The following is a 16,666-nucleotide window of genomic DNA, read 5'->3' on the forward strand; positions in this document are numbered from 1 at the left end:
AGCCATGGCGGATGAGAAGGATACGGACGCCGTTACGCGTGCGGCTGGAGTGTTTCAGGCGGAGATGGAGGAGCTGACCGTACCGCCCCCCGGGGCTATGCCAGCCGACCATCGGATTCTGCCGGTACAGATGCCGACCTCGGTCATGGAAGACACCGGTCGCCCACAGTTTTCGCTCGGTGACACCGCAGAATTCATTCTTGTTTTCATTGAGGACGGAGACGGTGACCACGGTGGTGCCGACGTCGTGACGCTGGATGCCTGGGCAGAGGAGGTCCGTTCACCGAGCTGGCACGTCGAGCAGTGTGGTTCGTCGTGGCAGTGGTGGACGATTCTGCGTGGTGACGGGTGGGCTGCACAGTGGGCTGCACCGCGTCCTGTTGTCGGCCGAGTGCGGGTGACCGGCAGCCTGCACCATGACCCGTACCGGATTGGTCTCCCTGACATACCCCCGACAAGGGGACGGATATGTCGGATCCGACTGGCCGGTGACGACGTGGAGGTCGATGCCGACAGCGTCCGACTTCCATTCCCGTCGATCAGAGCCGGACAACGTTCTTTCAGCGTACGGTCCGCACGGTGCACGATGGATCTCGACGAGGCGGCGGCCCCGGTTCCCTGGGAGGGGAGGCCGTCCTGGTCCGACGGTTTCGCCGCCATCCCGGGGCGAGGCCAGGGAGCCGTCGATGACACGTCGTTGACACTGTGGCGTACCGATACCCTGCTACCACAGATCTGGAAGACCGACCTGCACGGTGGAGAGTCGGAGACAGTGACTCTCCCGGTGAAGATCAGTGAATTCAGGCAGTCTCCGCGGGTGATTCTGGGTCCACAGGGAAACGGGTGTGTGGTGGCGCTCAAAGGTCACCGCCGACTTCTGCTCGAGGGCGGCGACGGTAGCGGTATTTCTGTGAGCGAGGTGCCGGTTCCGCCGGTCCTGACGGATGACATGGACCAGGTTGTCGCCGCGCCGGAGTCATGGGGTGGGTGGGTCGTCGGCAGGTACGAGGAGGCTGATCTAAAGGTGCCGGCTGCGGTGGACGGCACCTGGCACGGCCCGCCGCAACGGGGTGCCCTGCATCTCGGGCGGGTCAGCGATGAAGGGTCTCTGAACTGGCTGAACAAGGACGAATCCAACTGGTCGACCACGTGTGCGCGGATACTTGCCACGGACGACGCAGTCATGACCTGGAAGAACAACGTTCTGCAGTACCTCGACTCTGAACTGCAGGTCATCGGCGAGTCGCGGCTGCCCGAGGTCGTCTCGTCCGAGTACATGGAGGTCGATACCGCAGGTCCCTGGGTGACCGTGAGGTCGTTCATCATCGGAGGGGCTGGCGGTGGACCGGAAACACCGGGGCTGAGGTTGTCCCTGGTCGACCCGGTGACCCTGGAGGTCGTCTTCAGTGAACCCTGTGGCTCGCGCGCCCAGGTGCAGGCCGAGGGCAGGCACACGGTGTGGCTTGCCGATGACAGACTCCGGCGTTTCACCCGCGGTGACACGGGCGAGTGGCATGAACTGACTTATGACTCTTTATGAGTCGGCCAACTCATAAAGAGTCATAAAACGTACCGGTGTCCAGACCGGTCCTACTTGTGGCGCTCCACTGCCTCGGCGAGGATCCGCTCGGCCTCGGCCTTGTCGCCCCAGCCGGAGCCGTTGACTTCCTTGCCGGGCTCCAGGTCCTTGTAGTGGACGAAGAAGTGCTCGATCTCGTCCTTGACGTCCTGGGCGATGTCGTTGATGTCCTGGAACTTCTCGTAGCGCACGTCGTCGACGACGCAGAGCAGCTTGTCGTCGCCGCCGGCCTCGTCGGTCATCTTGAAGACACCGACCGGGCGGGCTTCGACGATGACACCCGGGAACACGGACTCCGGCAGGATCACCAGGGCGTCCAACGGGTCGCCGTCCTCGCCGAGGGTCTCGTCGATGAACCCGTAGTCCGCCGGGTAGGCCATCGGGGTGAAGAGGTAACGGTCGAGGTAGACCTTGCCGGTCTTGTGGTCGACCTCGTACTTGTTGCGGGAACCCTTGGGGATTTCGATGGTGACTTCGATGCTCATGGGTCGTGAGTTTACCCTGCCCGCTCAGCGGTGTCGGCGATTGCCGCCAGGGTCTGGTCCATCCCCATCTTCAACTCGGATTCGAAGGTCTCGTTTCCGCCCAGGGCGGTCGCGACCATGGCGCGCGAGATCAGGGAGGTGTCACCGTCGACGAGGCGCGACTCGGTGAGCTCGGTGGTGCCGTCACCGTTGTCGGCGAGTTCGAACCGCCACCTCGAGCCGTTGATGGGGACGCGCCACTCGAGACTGTCATTCGGCGACCACCGGGTGACCTTCGACCAGGTGGGCCAGAAGATCACGCCACGGCGGTTCAGGTTCAGAGTGGTCGTGCCGACCCCGGGCGTGCCACCCAGGACGAACATCTTCTTGCACTGGGGGCTGCGGTCACCCATGGCTGTGAGGTCGGAGACAACAGCCCAGACTTTCTCGGGCGTGGCATTGATCGTGCGTGTGGTGGTGATCAGCTGGGTCGTCATGGATCTGACACTACGGTCCGTCACCCGGACGGCGCAGGAGAATACCGGGAGAACTTCGGGGATGACTCGGGCGGTTCCACGGAGGTCCTGTGGTGGCGGGCCTGGTGCGCCGGTGGTCGTCGGATACCCTGGTGTGGTCCTACATGCATTCAGCTCCCTCGCAGGAAGGCATCGATGCCCCGATGAGCAAGTCCGCCTCGCGCCGTTGGTTGTACGGCATCCTGGCTTTCCTCGTGGCCGTCATCGTGGTGGTGGCTGCCGCACTGGTGATCCACCAGCGCAACGCCTACACCGTGGCGGATGCGCAACCTCTACCTGAGCCGTCGCCCGTCCTGGCTCCGGCACAGACGGACGGCCCCGCTCCGGACGTCAGCGACGAACTCGCGGGGCCCGCGTCCGATCCCGCACTGGGGAGGTTGTCCGGGCATGTCACAGACATCGCCTCGGGCGAGGAGGTGTGGTCGGAGAACCCGGACACCATGCTGGTGCCCGCCTCCGCCACGAAGCTGGCGACGGCGACCGCAGCTCTCGTCACTCTTGACGCGGATGAACGGGTCGGGACGACGGTGTACCCGGGGGCGAAGCCCGGCCAGATCGTCCTGAAGGGCGACGGTGACATCACCCTCGAACGGTCCGAGGGATCGGGGTTCTTCACCTCCCCTGCTTCCGTCGATGACCTTGCTTCGCAGGTCACCGATGCGTTGGACGGCAGCGGCAGCACCGACATCACCGAGATCGTCGTGGATAATTCGGCGCGCGCCGGGTCGTTGTTCAACAAGACCTGGTCGCGTGACGACATCGGTGCCGGCAACGTAGCCCCGCTGTCGGCGGTGATGCTGGACGCCGGGCGGTTGGACCCCACGGACTCCTACTCGCCGCGGTCGACGACCCCGGCCTCTGACGTGGGTGATGCTCTGGCGTCGGCACTGGGAGCCGACGGGGCGACGGTCTCGGTGACCGACAGCGCAGTCGACGTCAGCGACGAGTCTGCGCTGGCGACGGTGTACTCCGCACCACTGAGCACGCGGATCCGCGACATGCTCCTGCACAGCGACAACCTGCTCGCTGAGGCGGTCGGACGGGAGGTCGCGCAGGCGCGTGGCGAGGATCCGACGTTCGAGGGGGCGACGAAAGCGACCCTCGCGGCGCTGACGGAGGAAGGTCTGGACGTCAGCAAGGTGGTGCTGCGGGACAACTCCGGGATGAGTGAGAGCAACCGGCTCAACGCCCGCATTCTCGACGGCATCATCACCGCCGCCGGGACGGACGACGACCTGCGGGTGATGCTGGACGGACTGCCTGTCGCCGCGGGCAACGGAACCCTGCTCGACCGGTACGGGGACGGATCCGGTGCCACCGGTGGCGCCGGGTGGGTGCGGGCGAAGACCGGCACCCTGGACGGGGTGAACACGTTGGCGGGAACGGTGACCACCGAGGCGGGCCGAACCCTGAGTTTCGCGTTCCTGTCGAACGGCTCGGATGCCGACGAGGGTCGGGCGGCGTTGGACCGGCTCGCGGCCGCCCTGCGTTCGGCGGTGTGACCTGGAGTCAAACGCATGATTGACACGCCCCACACCCTCGAGGTCCGTCGCAGCCTGCGGCGTTTCCTCTCGGCACACGCTCCACGCCTGTCCCGGGGAGACGCCGTCGTCTGCGGAGTGTCCGGGGGAGGGGACTCGCTGGCGCTGGCCGCGGCGTGTGTGCATGCCGGGCTCGACGTGACCACCGTGACCGTCGACCACGGCCTGCAGGACGGTTCTGCCGAGGTCGCCCGGGAGGCGGCGCGGACCTGCAGGGAGCTGGGGGCGTCGGCACGGACAGTGCGGGTACAGGTCACGGGAGCGGGGGAGGCAGCTGCCCGGGACGCGCGATACCGAGCGTTGGGGGGGTGCGCGGCAGGACGTCCCGTCCTCGTCGCACACACCGCCGACGATGACGCTGAGGGGCTGCTGCTGGCCCTGGCGCGGGGATCGGGGACGGGAAGCCTCGCCGGGCTGCGGGAGATCACCGGTGACCACCCCGTCGTCTCGGCAGGGGCCGGATGGCTCGGACGTCCGCTCCTCCACGCGACCCGCGCCGACACCCTCGGCAGCTGTGCCGAGCTCGGGATCGATGTCTGGCACGACCCGCACAACACCAGTGCCACCGTGCTGCGTTCGCGCGTCCGCAACGAGCTCCTGCCCATGGCGCGGGAGATTCTCGGTGAGCATGTCGGTGACGCACTGGCGCGTTCGGCCCGGCTGCTCCGGGAGGACGCCGACCTGCTCGACGATCAGGCGCGACGGGTGCTGTCCGAGGTCGGGGCGAGAGGTTCGGCGACTCTTCCGGTCGGTGTCCTCGTCGGGCACCCCGCCGCCCTGCGTCGACGCGTCCTGCGCCGGTGGCTGGGGGCGCAGGTGGGGCCGTTGACCTCGCGGCATCTGGAGGCGATGGACGCTCTCGTGGCCGGCTGGCACGGGCAGGGACCGGTCGCGGTGCCGTATCCGGAGACCGGGTCGCCGTCCACACTGTCGCGGACCTCTACAATGGGGGGCACCCGTCGACTGGTGGTGCGTCGCCGTCGGACGACCACCGGCAGTCAGCTAGTACTAGAGCAAGAGGACAGGACCCCGTGATGATCGCCAAGAGCGCCGACGTACCCGACAACTGTTACCACGACGACGTCGAGGGTGTTCTCGTCGACGAAGCCACACTCCACGCCCGGATCGCCGAGATGGCGAAGGCCGCCAGCGACCGCTACCGGGGTGAGGACGAGGACACGATCCTGCTGTGTGTGCTCAAGGGGGCTACCTACTTCATCGCGGACTTCGCCCGGGCGATGGACATCCCTACGCAGATGGAGTTCATGGCCCTGTCCACCTACGGTCAGTCGGCGGAGTCCTCCGGCACCGTGGAGATCCGCATGGACCTGACGCGCGACATCGCCGGTCGGAACGTGATCATTCTCGAGGACATCATCGAGTCCGGCATCACCCTGCACTGGTTGGTGGACCACCTGAAGGGACGGGGCCCGAAGAGCCTCGAGGTTGTCACGCTGCTGCGTAAGCCCGAGGCGGTGGAGCGTGACGTGGAGACGACCGACATCGGGTTCGACATCCCCAGTGATTTCGTGGTCGGCTACGGCCTGGACTACGCGGAGCGTTACCGTGACCTGCCGTGGGTCGGGACGCTGCGCCCCAGCGTGTACAGCTAGGAACGGTGCGCACGGTCCTGCGATACGCTAGTGGGACTATGAACAAGAAGAGGGTTCTGAGGATCGCCGCCATCGCCGCCGCGGTTCTCGTCGTCATCTACGCTTTCGGTGTCCTCACCGACTCCACCCGCGGCTACGACGACGTCGACACATCGGTCGCCATGAAGCAGTTCGACGACAACAATGTCGCCGAGGTGCAGATCAACGACCGTGAGCAGCAGTTGCAGATGACGCTGCGCAACGACATCAGTGTCGACGGCAAGGACGGGATCGACCAGGTCACCGCGCAGTACCCTGCGCGGGCCGCCGACACCGTCTTCGACCGCGTCGAGGCCTCGGACGCCGACAGCTACACCACCAACGTCACCCAGGACAGCATCCTCGGCTCCCTGCTGGTCATGCTGCTGCCGATCCTGCTGATCGGTGCCCTGCTGCTGTTCTTCCTCACGAGGATGCAGGGCGGCCCGGGTGGGGCGTTCAACATCGGCAAGTCGAAGGCCAAGGAACTCAACGTCGACAACCCGGACACCACCTTCGACAATGTCGCGGGTGCGGACGAGGCGGTCGAGGAGCTCGACGAGATCCGTGACTTCCTGCAGAATCCGGAGCGCTACGAGCACCTCGGGGCGAAGATCCCCCGCGGTGTCCTGCTCTACGGGCCTCCCGGCACGGGCAAGACCCTTCTCGCCCGCGCGGTGGCCGGTGAGGCCGGTGTGCCCTTCTACACGATCTCCGGTTCGGACTTCGTCGAGATGTTCGTCGGCGTGGGCGCCTCCCGGGTGCGCGACCTGTTCAAGACCGCCAAGGAGAACAGCCCCTGCATCATCTTCGTGGACGAGATCGACGCGGTGGGCCGCCAACGTGGTGCCGGCATGGGTGGCGGCCATGACGAGCGCGAACAGACACTCAACCAGCTGCTCGTGGAGATGGACGGTTTCAGCGACCGGGAGAACGTCATCCTGATGGCCGCGACGAACCGTCCGGACATCCTCGACCCGGCGTTGCTGCGCCCGGGCCGGTTCGACCGTCAGATTCCCGTCAGCAACCCCGACATCGCCGGACGTGAGCAGATCCTGCGCGTGCACTCCGAGGGCAAGCCCCTGGCCCCGGACGTGGACCTGAACTCCCTGGCGAAGCGCACGGTGGGCATGTCCGGTGCGGACCTGGCCAACGTCCTGAACGAGGCGGCGCTGCTGACAGCCCGCGTGGACGGGAACGTCATCACCGGTGATGCACTTGAGGAGGCGACCGACCGGGTCATCGGCGGTCCGCGCCGCAGCACCAAGATCATCTCGGAGCATGAGAAGAAGGTCACCGCCTACCACGAGGGCGGTCACACTCTCGCCGCCTGGGGCATCAAGGACATCGAGCGGGTCTACAAGGTCACCATCCTCGCCCGCGGCGTACCGGCGGTCACGCGATGGCCGTCCCGGAGGACGACAAGGGAATGTACAACCGGTCGGAGCTTTTCGCGCGACTGGTCTTCGCCATGGGTGGCCGGTCCGCCGAGGAACTCGTCTTCGGATCGCCGACCACCGGTGCCTCCGCCGACATCGAGCAGGCGACGAAGATCGCCCGCTCCATGGTCACCGAGTACGGCATGAGCCCGGAACTCGGTGCCGTGAAGTACGGCGAGGAACAGGGCGACCCCTTCGTCGGAAGGGGCGGGCAAGGTTCCCTGGAGTACTCGCCTGCTGTGGCGGCGACCATTGACGACCAGGTCCGCATGCTCATCGAGAAGGCACACGGGGTGGCTTACCGGATCCTGCGGGACAACCGCGACTACCTCGACCGTCTCGCCGAGAAGCTGCTGGAGAAGGAGACGCTGCGCCGTCCGGACCTCGAGGCGATCTTCGAGGACATGGAACCGGTCGAGGTCAGCGACATCTTCCCCAACCAGGACATCGACCACCCGAAGGACTTCCGCGAGCCGGTGAAGACACCCACCGAGCTGGCGCGCGAGCGGGGCGAGGAACTCCCCGCCCGCAACGACTTCTTCTCCGAGGCACGTAAGGCCCGCATCGAGCGGCGCCGACGCCAGCAGGCGGATGAACTGGAGCAGAAGCAGGACCACCCGCAGGCACCACGCACCCCCGGGCGGTGGAGTGGGCAGTCGCACCCCGACCACCTGTGGGGTGGTCAGGACCGGGTGAATCCGGATGAACCGGGCCGGCATCCCGGCGAAAGCAGCTACGGAACGTCCGGCGACGCTGGAAGTACTGAGAGCGCCGGGGACGAGCCGTTGCGCGGCTTCCGGCTCCCGGACAGTGAACAACCGGACAACCCGTGGACGAGCGACGATGCTCCGACGCGTAACCTGAGGGCCCAGAACAGTGGCCAGCATGACGGTGGACGCCACCACCGCCCTGACGACTCCGACGAGAAAGACTGATCTGACACCGTGACCGACTCTGTGACCGACAGTGACAACAGCCGCGACGGCGGCCGGGTCTTCGACCAGGCGCGCGCCGAGGCTGCGGTGCGTGAACTCCTGCTCGCCGTGGGGGAGGACCCTGACCGGGAAGGACTGCTGGAGACTCCGGCGCGGGTCGCCCGTGCCTACCGTGAGTCCTTCGGCGGACTCTACGAGGATCCGGCGGAGGTGCTCGCCAAGACCTTCAACGAGGACCACCGCGAACTCGTCCTGGTCAAGGACATCCCGATCTACTCCACCTGCGAGCATCATCTGGTGCCGTTCTACGGACACGCCCACATCGGCTACATCCCCGGGGACTCGGGGACGGTCACCGGCCTGTCGAAGCTCGCGCGGCTGGCCGACGGATACGCCAAACGCCCCCAGGTTCAGGAGCGTCTGACCAGCCAGATCGCCGACGCTGTCTCAGAGCGGCTCCAGGCGCACGCCGTCATCGTCGTCATCGAGGCCGAGCACCTGTGCATGGCGATGCGGGGTATCCGGAAACCGGGCGCCTCCACCGTGACATCGGCGGTCCGTGGCGGTTTCCGCGAGGACGCCCGCTCCCGCGCCGAGGCACTCAGCCTCATCCGCGGTCACTGAGCGGCGGGTAGGACGGCATACCCGCGATGGCAGCCATGACAGATTCGACAGCGACGACGGCCACGACGGCGGTGATGGGGATCCTCAACGTCACCGAGGATTCCTTCTCCGACGGAGGGGAGTGGACGACCACCGGCAGGGCCCTCGCCCATGCCCGGGCCATGGTCGCCGACGGCGCGGACATCATCGACGTCGGTGGGGAGTCGACCCGGCCCGGCGCCACGCGTGTGCCAGCGGAACTCGAGGCTGAGCGGGTCGTGCCCGTCATTCGGGCACTCCACGCAGAGGGGGTGACCACCAGCGTGGACACGATGAGGGCGTCGACGGCCGCCGCGGCGATCGAGGCCGGGGTCGACATCGTCAACGACGTGTCCGGAGGGCTGGCCGACGAGGCGATGTACCGCACTGTCGCGGAGTCCGGGGTCGACTACTGCCTGATGCACTGGCGTGCGGAGCGTTTCGAGTCCGCGTCCGGACGTGCCGACCATGGAGAGGACGTCGTCGCTGACGTCAGTGACCTCCTGTCGTCCCTGGCGTCCCGCGCCGAGCACGCCGGCATCGACCCCGGGCGCATCATCCTGGACCCGGGGCTCGGCTTCGCCAAGAACGCCGACGACAACTGGGCGCTGCTGGCGGGTATGCGTTCCTACATGACCCTGGGATACCGTGTCCTCATCGGTGCGAGCAGGAAGAGATTCCTCACCGCACTGCGTCCGGGACCGGACGGCGCACCGGGCACACCCGAGTCGGCCGATGACGCGACCGCTGCGGTGAGCGCCCTTGCTGCAGCGTCCGGCGCCTGGGCCGTCCGCGTCCACAACGTCGCCGCGAACCGCGCCGCCGTGGACGTCGCACGGTCCGTGGCCACCGGCCGCGGTCCGGCATTACCTGAAGGATGGAGGGCCCGCCGTGGCTGACCGTATCGAACTGACCGGACTGGAGGTCTACGGCTACCACGGTGTCTACGACTTCGAGAAGGAGCAGGGGCAGAAGTTCATCGTCGACCTGGTGGTCTGGACGGACTTCACCGCCGCCGTCGCCGACGATGACATCGCCAGGACGATCTCCTACGTCGATCTCGCCGACATCGCCGTGGGGATTGTCTCCGGACCGAGCATGGACCTGATCGAGACGGTCTCCGCGTCGATCGCCGACCAGATCAACGACGTCGACGGAGTCCTCGCAGTGGAAGTCACGGTCCACAAACCGGATGCACCGATCCATCATCCGTTCTCTGATGTCCGCGTGGTCGCCCGCCGGTCACGTAAGACCCCCGGGACCAGGACATGACCGACCACACTCCCGAGGATCCTGCTGGCCGGGCTGTCCCGGCCGTCCTGGCTTTCGGCTCGAACCTGCCGGGTGCGCTGTCCGGCCCGGAGGAGCAGATCCGTCGCGCCGCGGGTGCTCTCGTGGCCGTTGAGGGTGTCGCCCCGGTCAGCGCCAGCGCGATGTTCGCCACCCCGCCGTGGGGGGTGACCGATCAGGACGAGTTCCGTAACTGCGTCCTCACCGTCCGCACGACACTCGACCCGATGGCCCTTCTTCGACACTGCCAGGACCTGGAGCAGGCGGCACGTCGGGTGCGGGACCGGCACTGGGGTCCGCGCACCCTCGACATCGACATCATCGACTACGCCGGCATCCGCAGTGACGGCCGGTGGGGTGAGGAACTCATCCTGCCGCACCCGTGGGCCCATCAGCGGCCGTTCGTCCTCGTGCCCTGGCTGGACGCTGATCCACACGCCGTGTTGGACGGTCGACCCGTCCGGGAATGGTTGACCGCCTGCGAGGGACCGGAGGCGGGGGCGTCCGGGACGGCGGAGGGAATCCGTGTGCTCCCCGACGTACGATGGGCCCCATGAACCAGACCAGTGTCGGGCTGCTCGTCACCTCGGCGGTGGCCGCGGGTGTCGTGTCCTTCGCCGGTGTGTGGGTCTTCTACGGCAGGTTCCCCTCGATGAGTGTCAGCGGATCCACCGCGTTGTGGATCTTCGCTGTGGTGGCCGGCGTGCTGGCGGTGACCGTGCGGCGCCGGATCGCCGAGGGGGAGGTGGGGCAGGACCGCTCGCAGATGTCGCCGGTGTTCATCTCCCGGTGCGCCGTGTTCGGCAAGGCCGCAGCATGGATCGGCTCTCTGGCGGGCGGCTTCTACGGCGGAGTGACGGTGTACGTGCTCCTGCGACACGGGGAGCTTCTCGCCGCCCAGCAGGACACCCCCGGAGCGGTCACGTCTCTGCTGGCAGCGGCGGCCATGGCGGTCGCCGGTGTCCTGCTGGAACGAAGTTGTCTCGTCCCTCCCGGCGATGCCGACGGTGAGGAAGGGCATGGAGATGTATTCTTGACGCCATGAGTTCCGCGTATTCGCCCGACGATTCGCACCGGCTTCCTGATCCGTCGAGCCGGAGCGGTTCCTCCACGCCCGGAAACGGTCTGAAGCTGCTGATGTACCTGGTGTTCGTCCTCGCCCTCGCGGCGACGATCATCATGTTCTTCGTCGACTCGGAGGTGTGGCTGAACGTCGCGGTCATCACCTCGCTGTGGGCCGCGTTCTTCGGAGCGATCCTGGTGTCGCGCTATTCCGGCGTGATCGGTGAGGAGCGTAGCCGCCGTCAGGAGCAGGAGCGCCGCCACCGGGCGGAGATGGATCGGGAACGCTCCGAGTCGCAGCGCCGTGAGGTCCAGCTGGAGAACGACTACCGCAGCCGTCTCGGCAGCGAGCACGACAAGACGCTCGACGCCATCCGTAAGGAGCTGGAGGCGATGCGTGAGCAGCTCTCCGACCTGTCCGGTGGTGACTGGAACAACGAGCAGGTGTCGCTGAAGGCGCGCGCTGAGCGCATCATCGAGTTGGAGCGCAACGTCTCCCGTGCCGGCGAGCAGGCCCGTCCGACAGCCGGGCAGGACACCCGTAGGGGGACGACGGCCACAGGCGTGGAGGGCACAGAAGGCGCAGAAGGCACAGAAGGCACCGGGAACGGTGCCGGTAAGCCGGGTGAGAACCGCTCCGGTGGACGCCGCGGTGGTTTCTCCACGGGTACATTCGCCGCTGTGCGGTGGTCTGGCGCGGACAGTGAGGACACCACGCAGATCCCCATGGTCGTCGACACCCGCTCGATGGATGCCGCTGAGCAGACGCAGACGGCACCTGCCGCCGACAGCACCGAGAGTGTGGAGGCGACCACCCCGGAGTCCCGGGAGACAGCCCAGACCCCCGAGGCCCGTCCTCGCTGGTCCGAGCAGCAGAACACGGCTGCCCCGGAACCGGAGAAGGCTGCGGAATCCGCTCCGGGACCCGTTCCGGAACAGGCCCCGGAACCGGTGTCCGAGCCCGCCCCCGGCCGTCGTCGCCGCGCCGAGGAAGCCGAGCCGCACGGTCGTCGTCGCGCCGACGAGAGTGACCAGGGCGTGACCGTCGCTGAGCTGATGGCGCAGATGAAGAAGAACGCCCGGTAGAACGACAGGTAGACTCATCGCCGTGAACGCCACGACCCCCGCCGACCGACAGGAACCCCGCCTGTCGGTCGGCGTCATTTCTGCCGGAGCCGTCGGTACCGCCGTCGCCGAGAGCCTGCTGCGGGCCGGACATCACGTGCACGGGGTCGTCGCCAGGTCAGAGCGGTCCCGCGAGAGGGCCCGGACGCGTCTACCCGGCGTACCCGTCCACGACGACGCCGGCATCGCGGATGTCGCTCAGGCTGCCCTGGTGGTACTCGCCGTCCCGGATCCGGAGCTTCCGGAAGTGGTGACGATGGTGGCGGATGTGGTTCGTTCCGGCCAGATCGTCGTCCACACGGCTGGTGCACTGGGGTGCGAGGTGTTGCAGCCGGTCACCGACACCGGAGCATTGCCGCTAGCACTTCACCCGGCGATGACGTTCCGCGGGCGACCGGAGGACGTCGACAACCTGGTGGGCTGTGCGTGGGGTGTGACCAGTGACTCCGAGACCGGCGCAGCCGTCGCCGAGCTCCTGGTGGCGACGATGGGCGGGATCCCCGTCCCGATCGCCGAGGAACAACGCACCGTCTACCACGCCGCGATGGCCCACGGGGCGAACCACCTGGTCACCCAGGTCGTCGAGTCCCTACGTATGCTCGACCACGCCCTGGGTGACGGGATCGAGGACCCGCGCTCCTCGCTGCTGTTGCGGCGGATCGTCCCTGCCGCTGTCGATGGCGCGCTCGAGAGCCGCATGGCGGCGCTCACCGGCCCCACCGCGAGGGACGATGCCGCCACGGTACTGCGACATCTCACGGCGTTGAGCCGGACCGGAACACCGGCAGGCGCGGAATCAGACCTCGCGGCGTCCTACCGGCAGGGCGCGGAACGGACAGCCAGGGCAGCCGGGTCACTGAATGTCGAACGGGCCCTGGACCAGACCTGAATGGGATCTGGCGGGGGAGGGCGACTATCGTGTCTTAGCGTCCAGTTTCCTGTGTCATCACAGCCGCCACACCTGTCAGGAGAATCACCGGTGAGTTTCACCCCGGGTCAGGCCACCGTCTACACCGAGATCGACAGCATCGGTGAACTCACCCGTGCCATGCGCAAGGCCGGACGTCCCGTCGTCCTCGTCCCGACCATGGGCGCGCTGCACGAAGGGCACCTGGCGCTGGTCCGCGCTGCACAGCAGCTGCCGAGGGCCCTGGTCGTGGTGTCGATCTTCGTCAATCCCCTCCAGTTCGCCGAGGGGGAGGACCTCGACGCGTACCCGCGCACACTGGACTCGGATGTCCAGAAGCTCGCCGCCGCCGGGGTAGACGCCGTGTTCGCCCCGAGTCCCCGGGAGATGTACCCCAACGGTCCGCGCAGCACCGTCCTGCCGGGGCCGGCAGGCGCCGTGCTGGAGGGAGAGAAGCGGCCGACACACTTCGCCGGTGTGCTCACCGTGGTGTCGAAGCTGTTCCAGATCACCAACTGCAGCCACGCTTTCTTCGGAGAGAAGGACTACCAGCAGCTCGTGCTGATCCAGCAGATGGTGACGGACCTCAACCTCGGAGTGCAGGTCCACGGTGTGCCCGTGGTGCGTGAGGCGGACGGGCTGGCCAAGTCCTCCCGCAATGTCTACCTGTCCGACGCTGAACGCGGGGCAGCCCTGTCGTTGTCTGCGGCACTGCTCGCCGGTGCCCACGTCGCCGAGGACGGTGCGGAGGCCGTCCTGGACACCGCGCGCCAGGTGCTGGAGACATCCCCGGATGTGGACGTCGATTACCTTGAACTGCGGGGCCTGGATCTCGGCGAGGCGCCAGAGAAAGGCGACGCCCGCCTACTCATCGCAGCACGGGTCGGCTCGACCCGGTTGATCGACAACGTGGGTGTACCGCTGGGGATCGGTTTCCGCAACATCGGCGAAGAAACTGAAGATCTGTCGTCCACGTCGGGCAGAGAGTAGGGTTTTCTACGTGATCCGCACCATGATGAAGTCCAAGATCCATCGGGCGACTGTCACCCAGGCCGACCTGCACTACGTCGGCTCCTGCACCATCGACGCTGACCTGATGGAGTCCGCCGACCTGCTCGAGGGTGAGCAGATCGATATCGTCGACATCGATAACGGCGCCCGCCTGACCACCTACGCCATCACCGGCGAGCGTGGTTCCGGCATGATCTCGATCAACGGCGCCGCAGCCCACCTCGTCCACCCCGGTGACCTGGTGATCATCATCGCCTACGGGCAGTACACCTCCGAGGAGCTCAAGGACTACAACCCACGGGTCGTCTTCGTCGACGACGCCAATGAACAGGTCACCTTGGGCACCGACCCTGCCGACGTGCCGGTGGGTTCGGGGCTGTTGAATCCGCGGTACCCCGCGTAGCGCTGCGCCGGGGGTCCGGGGGCTGGGGGATTGAAAGGACGACAATCGGTGGGACGGACGCCTCCGGTTGGTTTCTGTCGTCGGAACCACCCTGTGATTGCTGTACCGGCAACAGCTCACCGCCCGCGGGGGCATAACCCCCCTGAAAGTCACCGCGAGAAGAAAATGTGACGGAGATCAATCCCAGCGTGGATCCGCGGGAGGAATGGGCCGGTCTGCGGCAGGTAAACGTACCCTGACCTGGTGATCACCCGTTCTTTTATGGGGTATTTCAGATGTACCTTTGCACCTCTGGGGGCCTACCGTGGGGTCTATGCACCTCACGAAGTTCACTGACCTGGGTCTCCGGTCGCTGATGATCCTCGGTGACACCGGGGCTGCCGGCGCGACGGACCCGGCGCAGCGGCGCACCATCGGTGAACTCGCCGTCCAGACTGCAGCACCGGCATCACACGTGAAGAAGGTCATCGTCCGGCTGACCGGCGCGGGGATCCTCGGATCGGTACGGGGTCGTAGCGGTGGGGTGTATCTGGCGGACGGCGCGCGGACGGTTGACCTGGGCATGCTCCTGCGGGATCTGGAGGGACGTCACGAAGTCGTGGACTGCGAAGGCGACACCCCGTGCCCGCTGGCCCGTCGCGACTGTTCCCTCCGCCATCTGCTCGCTGATGCGCAGGAGAACTTCTTCGCCACCTTCGACGGCATCACGCTGGGTGACCTCATCGACCGGAATGCCGCAGGCCAGGACGCCGGGCCGGTTCGTGTGGGGATGCCGACGCTCCCCCTGCTATCCAACCATAACAACCACAACAACCACAACAACCACAACGCTGACGAGTAAGGAAGCATGATGTCCAGCACCACCACATCCGTATTGTCCGTATTGTCCGATTCCGTTCGGTCCCGCCGTCTCACCCCTGAGCACGAGGCGACCGTGAAAGCCACACTGCCGGTGATCGGTGCGCACATCAACGAGATCACCCCCATTTTCTACAGTCGCATGTTCGCTGCCCATCCGGAGCTCATCCGCGACACGTTCAACCGCGGAAACCAGCGCTCGGGCGGGCAGCAGAAGGCGCTGGCGGCCTCGGTCGCCACCTTCGCCTCGATGCTCGTCGACCCGTCTGCCCCGGACCCGGTGGCGATGCTCTCGCGGATCGCGCACAAGCATGTTTCGCTCGGAATCACCGCGGACCAGTACCAGATCGTGCACGATCACCTGTTCGCCGCCATCGTCGAGGTCCTCGGTGACGCGGTCACCGCAGACGTCGCCGAGGCGTGGGACGAGGTGTACTGGCTGATGGCCGACGTGCTTGTCGGTGCGGAGTCGGGACTGTACCGGGGAGCAGGCGTCGAACCGGGCGACGTCTTCCGTGATGCGGTCCTGGAAGGCCGCCGTGACCTCTCGGAGACGGTCACCGAGTTCACCTTCACCGCCCCTGAGGAGTTCGCCCACGCACGTGCCGGTCAGTATGTGTCGGTCGGGGTGGTGCTGCCGGACGGTGCCCGGCAGCTGCGTCAGTACTCGCTGGTTGACTGGGGTGTGGACGGGTTCACCATGCTGTGCAGCGGGACGGTGAGGTGTCGGGGGCGTTGCTGGACGGGCTCGCCGTCGGGGACCGGGTGGACGCCACGCTGCCCGCCGGCGACCTGGTCCTCGACGACCAGGTCCTGGCAGGCGCGGTTCCGGTGGTGCTGGTCAGCTCCGGGATCGGATCCACGCCGATGACGGGAATGCTCTCGTCGTTGGCCGCCGCCGGCACTGCTCCGACTGTGACGGTGATCCACGCCGACGAGGATGCGGCGGCCTACGCCCAGCGCGAGGTGACCGACAGTTACGTTGCGGCCCTCCGGGATGCCGGTGCGACGGTGCATGTGGTGACGTCCTACCGCGTGGACGGCGATACCGTCGATCTGGCCACGCTCGCCGCCCGCCCCGGGGAGTCCGTGCTTCCGGCGGGGGCATACTGGTACCTGTGCGGCGGTACGGGGTTCCTGCAGAGTATCCGGTCTCAGCTGGAAGGGGAGTCTGAGGTACTGCGTCCTGCGGCGGTGAACGTCGAGTTGTTCAGCCCCAATGACTGGCTGCTGGGAGAGTAGT

Annotated in this window: 16 protein-coding genes and 2 pseudogenes; 16 read left to right on the plus strand and 2 right to left on the minus strand. The window is 66.9% G+C overall.

The window, feature by feature from the left end; translation table 11 throughout:
• Positions 1-4: 4 nt before the first annotated feature.
• Entirely contained in the window at positions 5-1,540 is a 1,536-nt protein-coding gene (locus BJF89_RS17595; protein WP_139312151.1) for a hypothetical protein, read from the plus strand.
• 50 nt (positions 1,541-1,590) lie between these two features.
• Here BJF89_RS17595 and BJF89_RS17600 read toward each other — a convergent pair whose 3' ends face one another.
• Together BJF89_RS17600 and BJF89_RS17605 are read right to left on the minus strand one after the other, a co-directional pair.
• Positions 1,591-2,064 carry an inorganic diphosphatase gene (locus BJF89_RS17600; RefSeq protein WP_038550181.1) on the minus strand — a complete coding sequence of 158 codons (474 nt, stop codon included), beginning with the start codon at positions 2,062-2,064 and terminating at the stop codon, positions 1,591-1,593.
• A gap of 11 nt (positions 2,065-2,075) precedes the next feature.
• Positions 2,076-2,540, minus strand: a complete 465-nt coding sequence (locus tag BJF89_RS17605; protein WP_075816356.1) for an SRPBCC family protein — start codon at positions 2,538-2,540, stop codon at positions 2,076-2,078.
• 92 nt (positions 2,541-2,632) lie between these two features.
• Between BJF89_RS17605 and dacB the strand changes: the two genes are divergently transcribed.
• The 15 genes and pseudogenes from dacB to BJF89_RS17680 all read left to right on the plus strand — a co-directional run bounded on the left by dacB (position 2,633) and on the right by BJF89_RS17680 (position 16,665).
• Positions 2,633-4,081: a D-alanyl-D-alanine carboxypeptidase/D-alanyl-D-alanine-endopeptidase gene (dacB, locus tag BJF89_RS17610; RefSeq protein ID WP_369803772.1), complete on the plus strand. Its 1,449-nt coding sequence runs from the start codon at positions 2,633-2,635 to the stop codon at positions 4,079-4,081.
• Positions 4,082-4,096: 15 nt separating this feature from the next.
• Positions 4,097-5,155 (plus strand): tRNA lysidine(34) synthetase TilS, encoded by a 1,059-nt coding sequence (tilS, locus tag BJF89_RS17615; protein WP_075816357.1) that lies wholly within the window; start codon positions 4,097-4,099, stop codon positions 5,153-5,155.
• Complete coding sequence (gene hpt, locus BJF89_RS17620) at positions 5,155-5,733, plus strand: hypoxanthine phosphoribosyltransferase (RefSeq protein ID WP_038550176.1); 579 nt, start codon at positions 5,155-5,157, stop codon at positions 5,731-5,733. Before tilS ends, hpt begins: the two co-directional genes overlap by 1 nt.
• A 38-nt stretch (positions 5,734-5,771) precedes the next feature.
• Positions 5,772-8,125, plus strand: a pseudogene (ftsH, locus tag BJF89_RS17625) (ATP-dependent zinc metalloprotease FtsH).
• 9 nt (positions 8,126-8,134) lie between these two features.
• On the plus strand, positions 8,135-8,749 hold the full coding sequence (folE, locus tag BJF89_RS17630) for a GTP cyclohydrolase I FolE (RefSeq protein WP_255372736.1): 615 nt from the start codon (positions 8,135-8,137) through the stop codon (positions 8,747-8,749).
• A 35-nt stretch (positions 8,750-8,784) separates the two neighbouring features.
• Positions 8,785-9,666 carry a dihydropteroate synthase gene (gene folP / locus BJF89_RS17635; protein ID WP_075816447.1) on the plus strand — a complete coding sequence of 294 codons (882 nt, stop codon included), beginning with the start codon at positions 8,785-8,787 and terminating at the stop codon, positions 9,664-9,666.
• Positions 9,659-10,039 (plus strand): dihydroneopterin aldolase, encoded by a 381-nt coding sequence (gene folB / locus BJF89_RS17640; protein ID WP_075816358.1) that lies wholly within the window; start codon positions 9,659-9,661, stop codon positions 10,037-10,039. Before folP ends, folB begins: the two co-directional genes overlap by 8 nt.
• On the plus strand, positions 10,036-10,614 hold the full coding sequence (gene folK / locus BJF89_RS17645; RefSeq protein ID WP_075816359.1) for a 2-amino-4-hydroxy-6-hydroxymethyldihydropteridine diphosphokinase: 579 nt from the start codon (positions 10,036-10,038) through the stop codon (positions 10,612-10,614). Before folB ends, folK begins: the two co-directional genes overlap by 4 nt.
• Positions 10,611-11,102 (plus strand): DUF3180 domain-containing protein, encoded by a 492-nt coding sequence (locus BJF89_RS17650; RefSeq protein WP_075816448.1) that lies wholly within the window; start codon positions 10,611-10,613, stop codon positions 11,100-11,102. The genes folK and BJF89_RS17650 overlap by 4 nt, the downstream gene beginning before the upstream one ends.
• Positions 11,099-12,205, plus strand: coding sequence for a DUF6779 domain-containing protein (locus BJF89_RS17655; protein WP_075816360.1), 1,107 nt, complete (start codon positions 11,099-11,101; stop codon positions 12,203-12,205). Before BJF89_RS17650 ends, BJF89_RS17655 begins: the two co-directional genes overlap by 4 nt.
• Before the next feature lie 22 nt (positions 12,206-12,227).
• On the plus strand, positions 12,228-13,133 hold the full coding sequence (locus tag BJF89_RS17660; RefSeq protein WP_075816361.1) for a Rossmann-like and DUF2520 domain-containing protein: 906 nt from the start codon (positions 12,228-12,230) through the stop codon (positions 13,131-13,133).
• Between the two features lie 90 nt (positions 13,134-13,223).
• The gene (panC, locus tag BJF89_RS17665) at positions 13,224-14,141 is read left to right on the plus strand and encodes a pantoate--beta-alanine ligase (RefSeq protein WP_075816362.1); all 918 of its coding nucleotides are present in this window, start codon (positions 13,224-13,226) and stop codon (positions 14,139-14,141) included.
• 10 nt (positions 14,142-14,151) lie between these two features.
• Positions 14,152-14,565: an aspartate 1-decarboxylase gene (gene panD, locus BJF89_RS17670; RefSeq protein ID WP_075816363.1), complete on the plus strand. Its 414-nt coding sequence runs from the start codon at positions 14,152-14,154 to the stop codon at positions 14,563-14,565.
• 313 nt (positions 14,566-14,878) lie between these two features.
• Entirely contained in the window at positions 14,879-15,406 is a 528-nt protein-coding gene (locus BJF89_RS17675; RefSeq protein WP_075816364.1) for an Rrf2 family transcriptional regulator, read from the plus strand.
• A gap of 9 nt (positions 15,407-15,415) precedes the next feature.
• Positions 15,416-16,665: pseudogene (locus tag BJF89_RS17680) on the plus strand (globin domain-containing protein).
• Position 16,666 lies beyond the last annotated feature (1 nt).

Source organism: Corynebacterium sp. CNJ-954, assembly GCF_001942345.1.
Lineage (GTDB): Bacteria > Actinomycetota > Actinomycetes > Mycobacteriales > Mycobacteriaceae > Corynebacterium.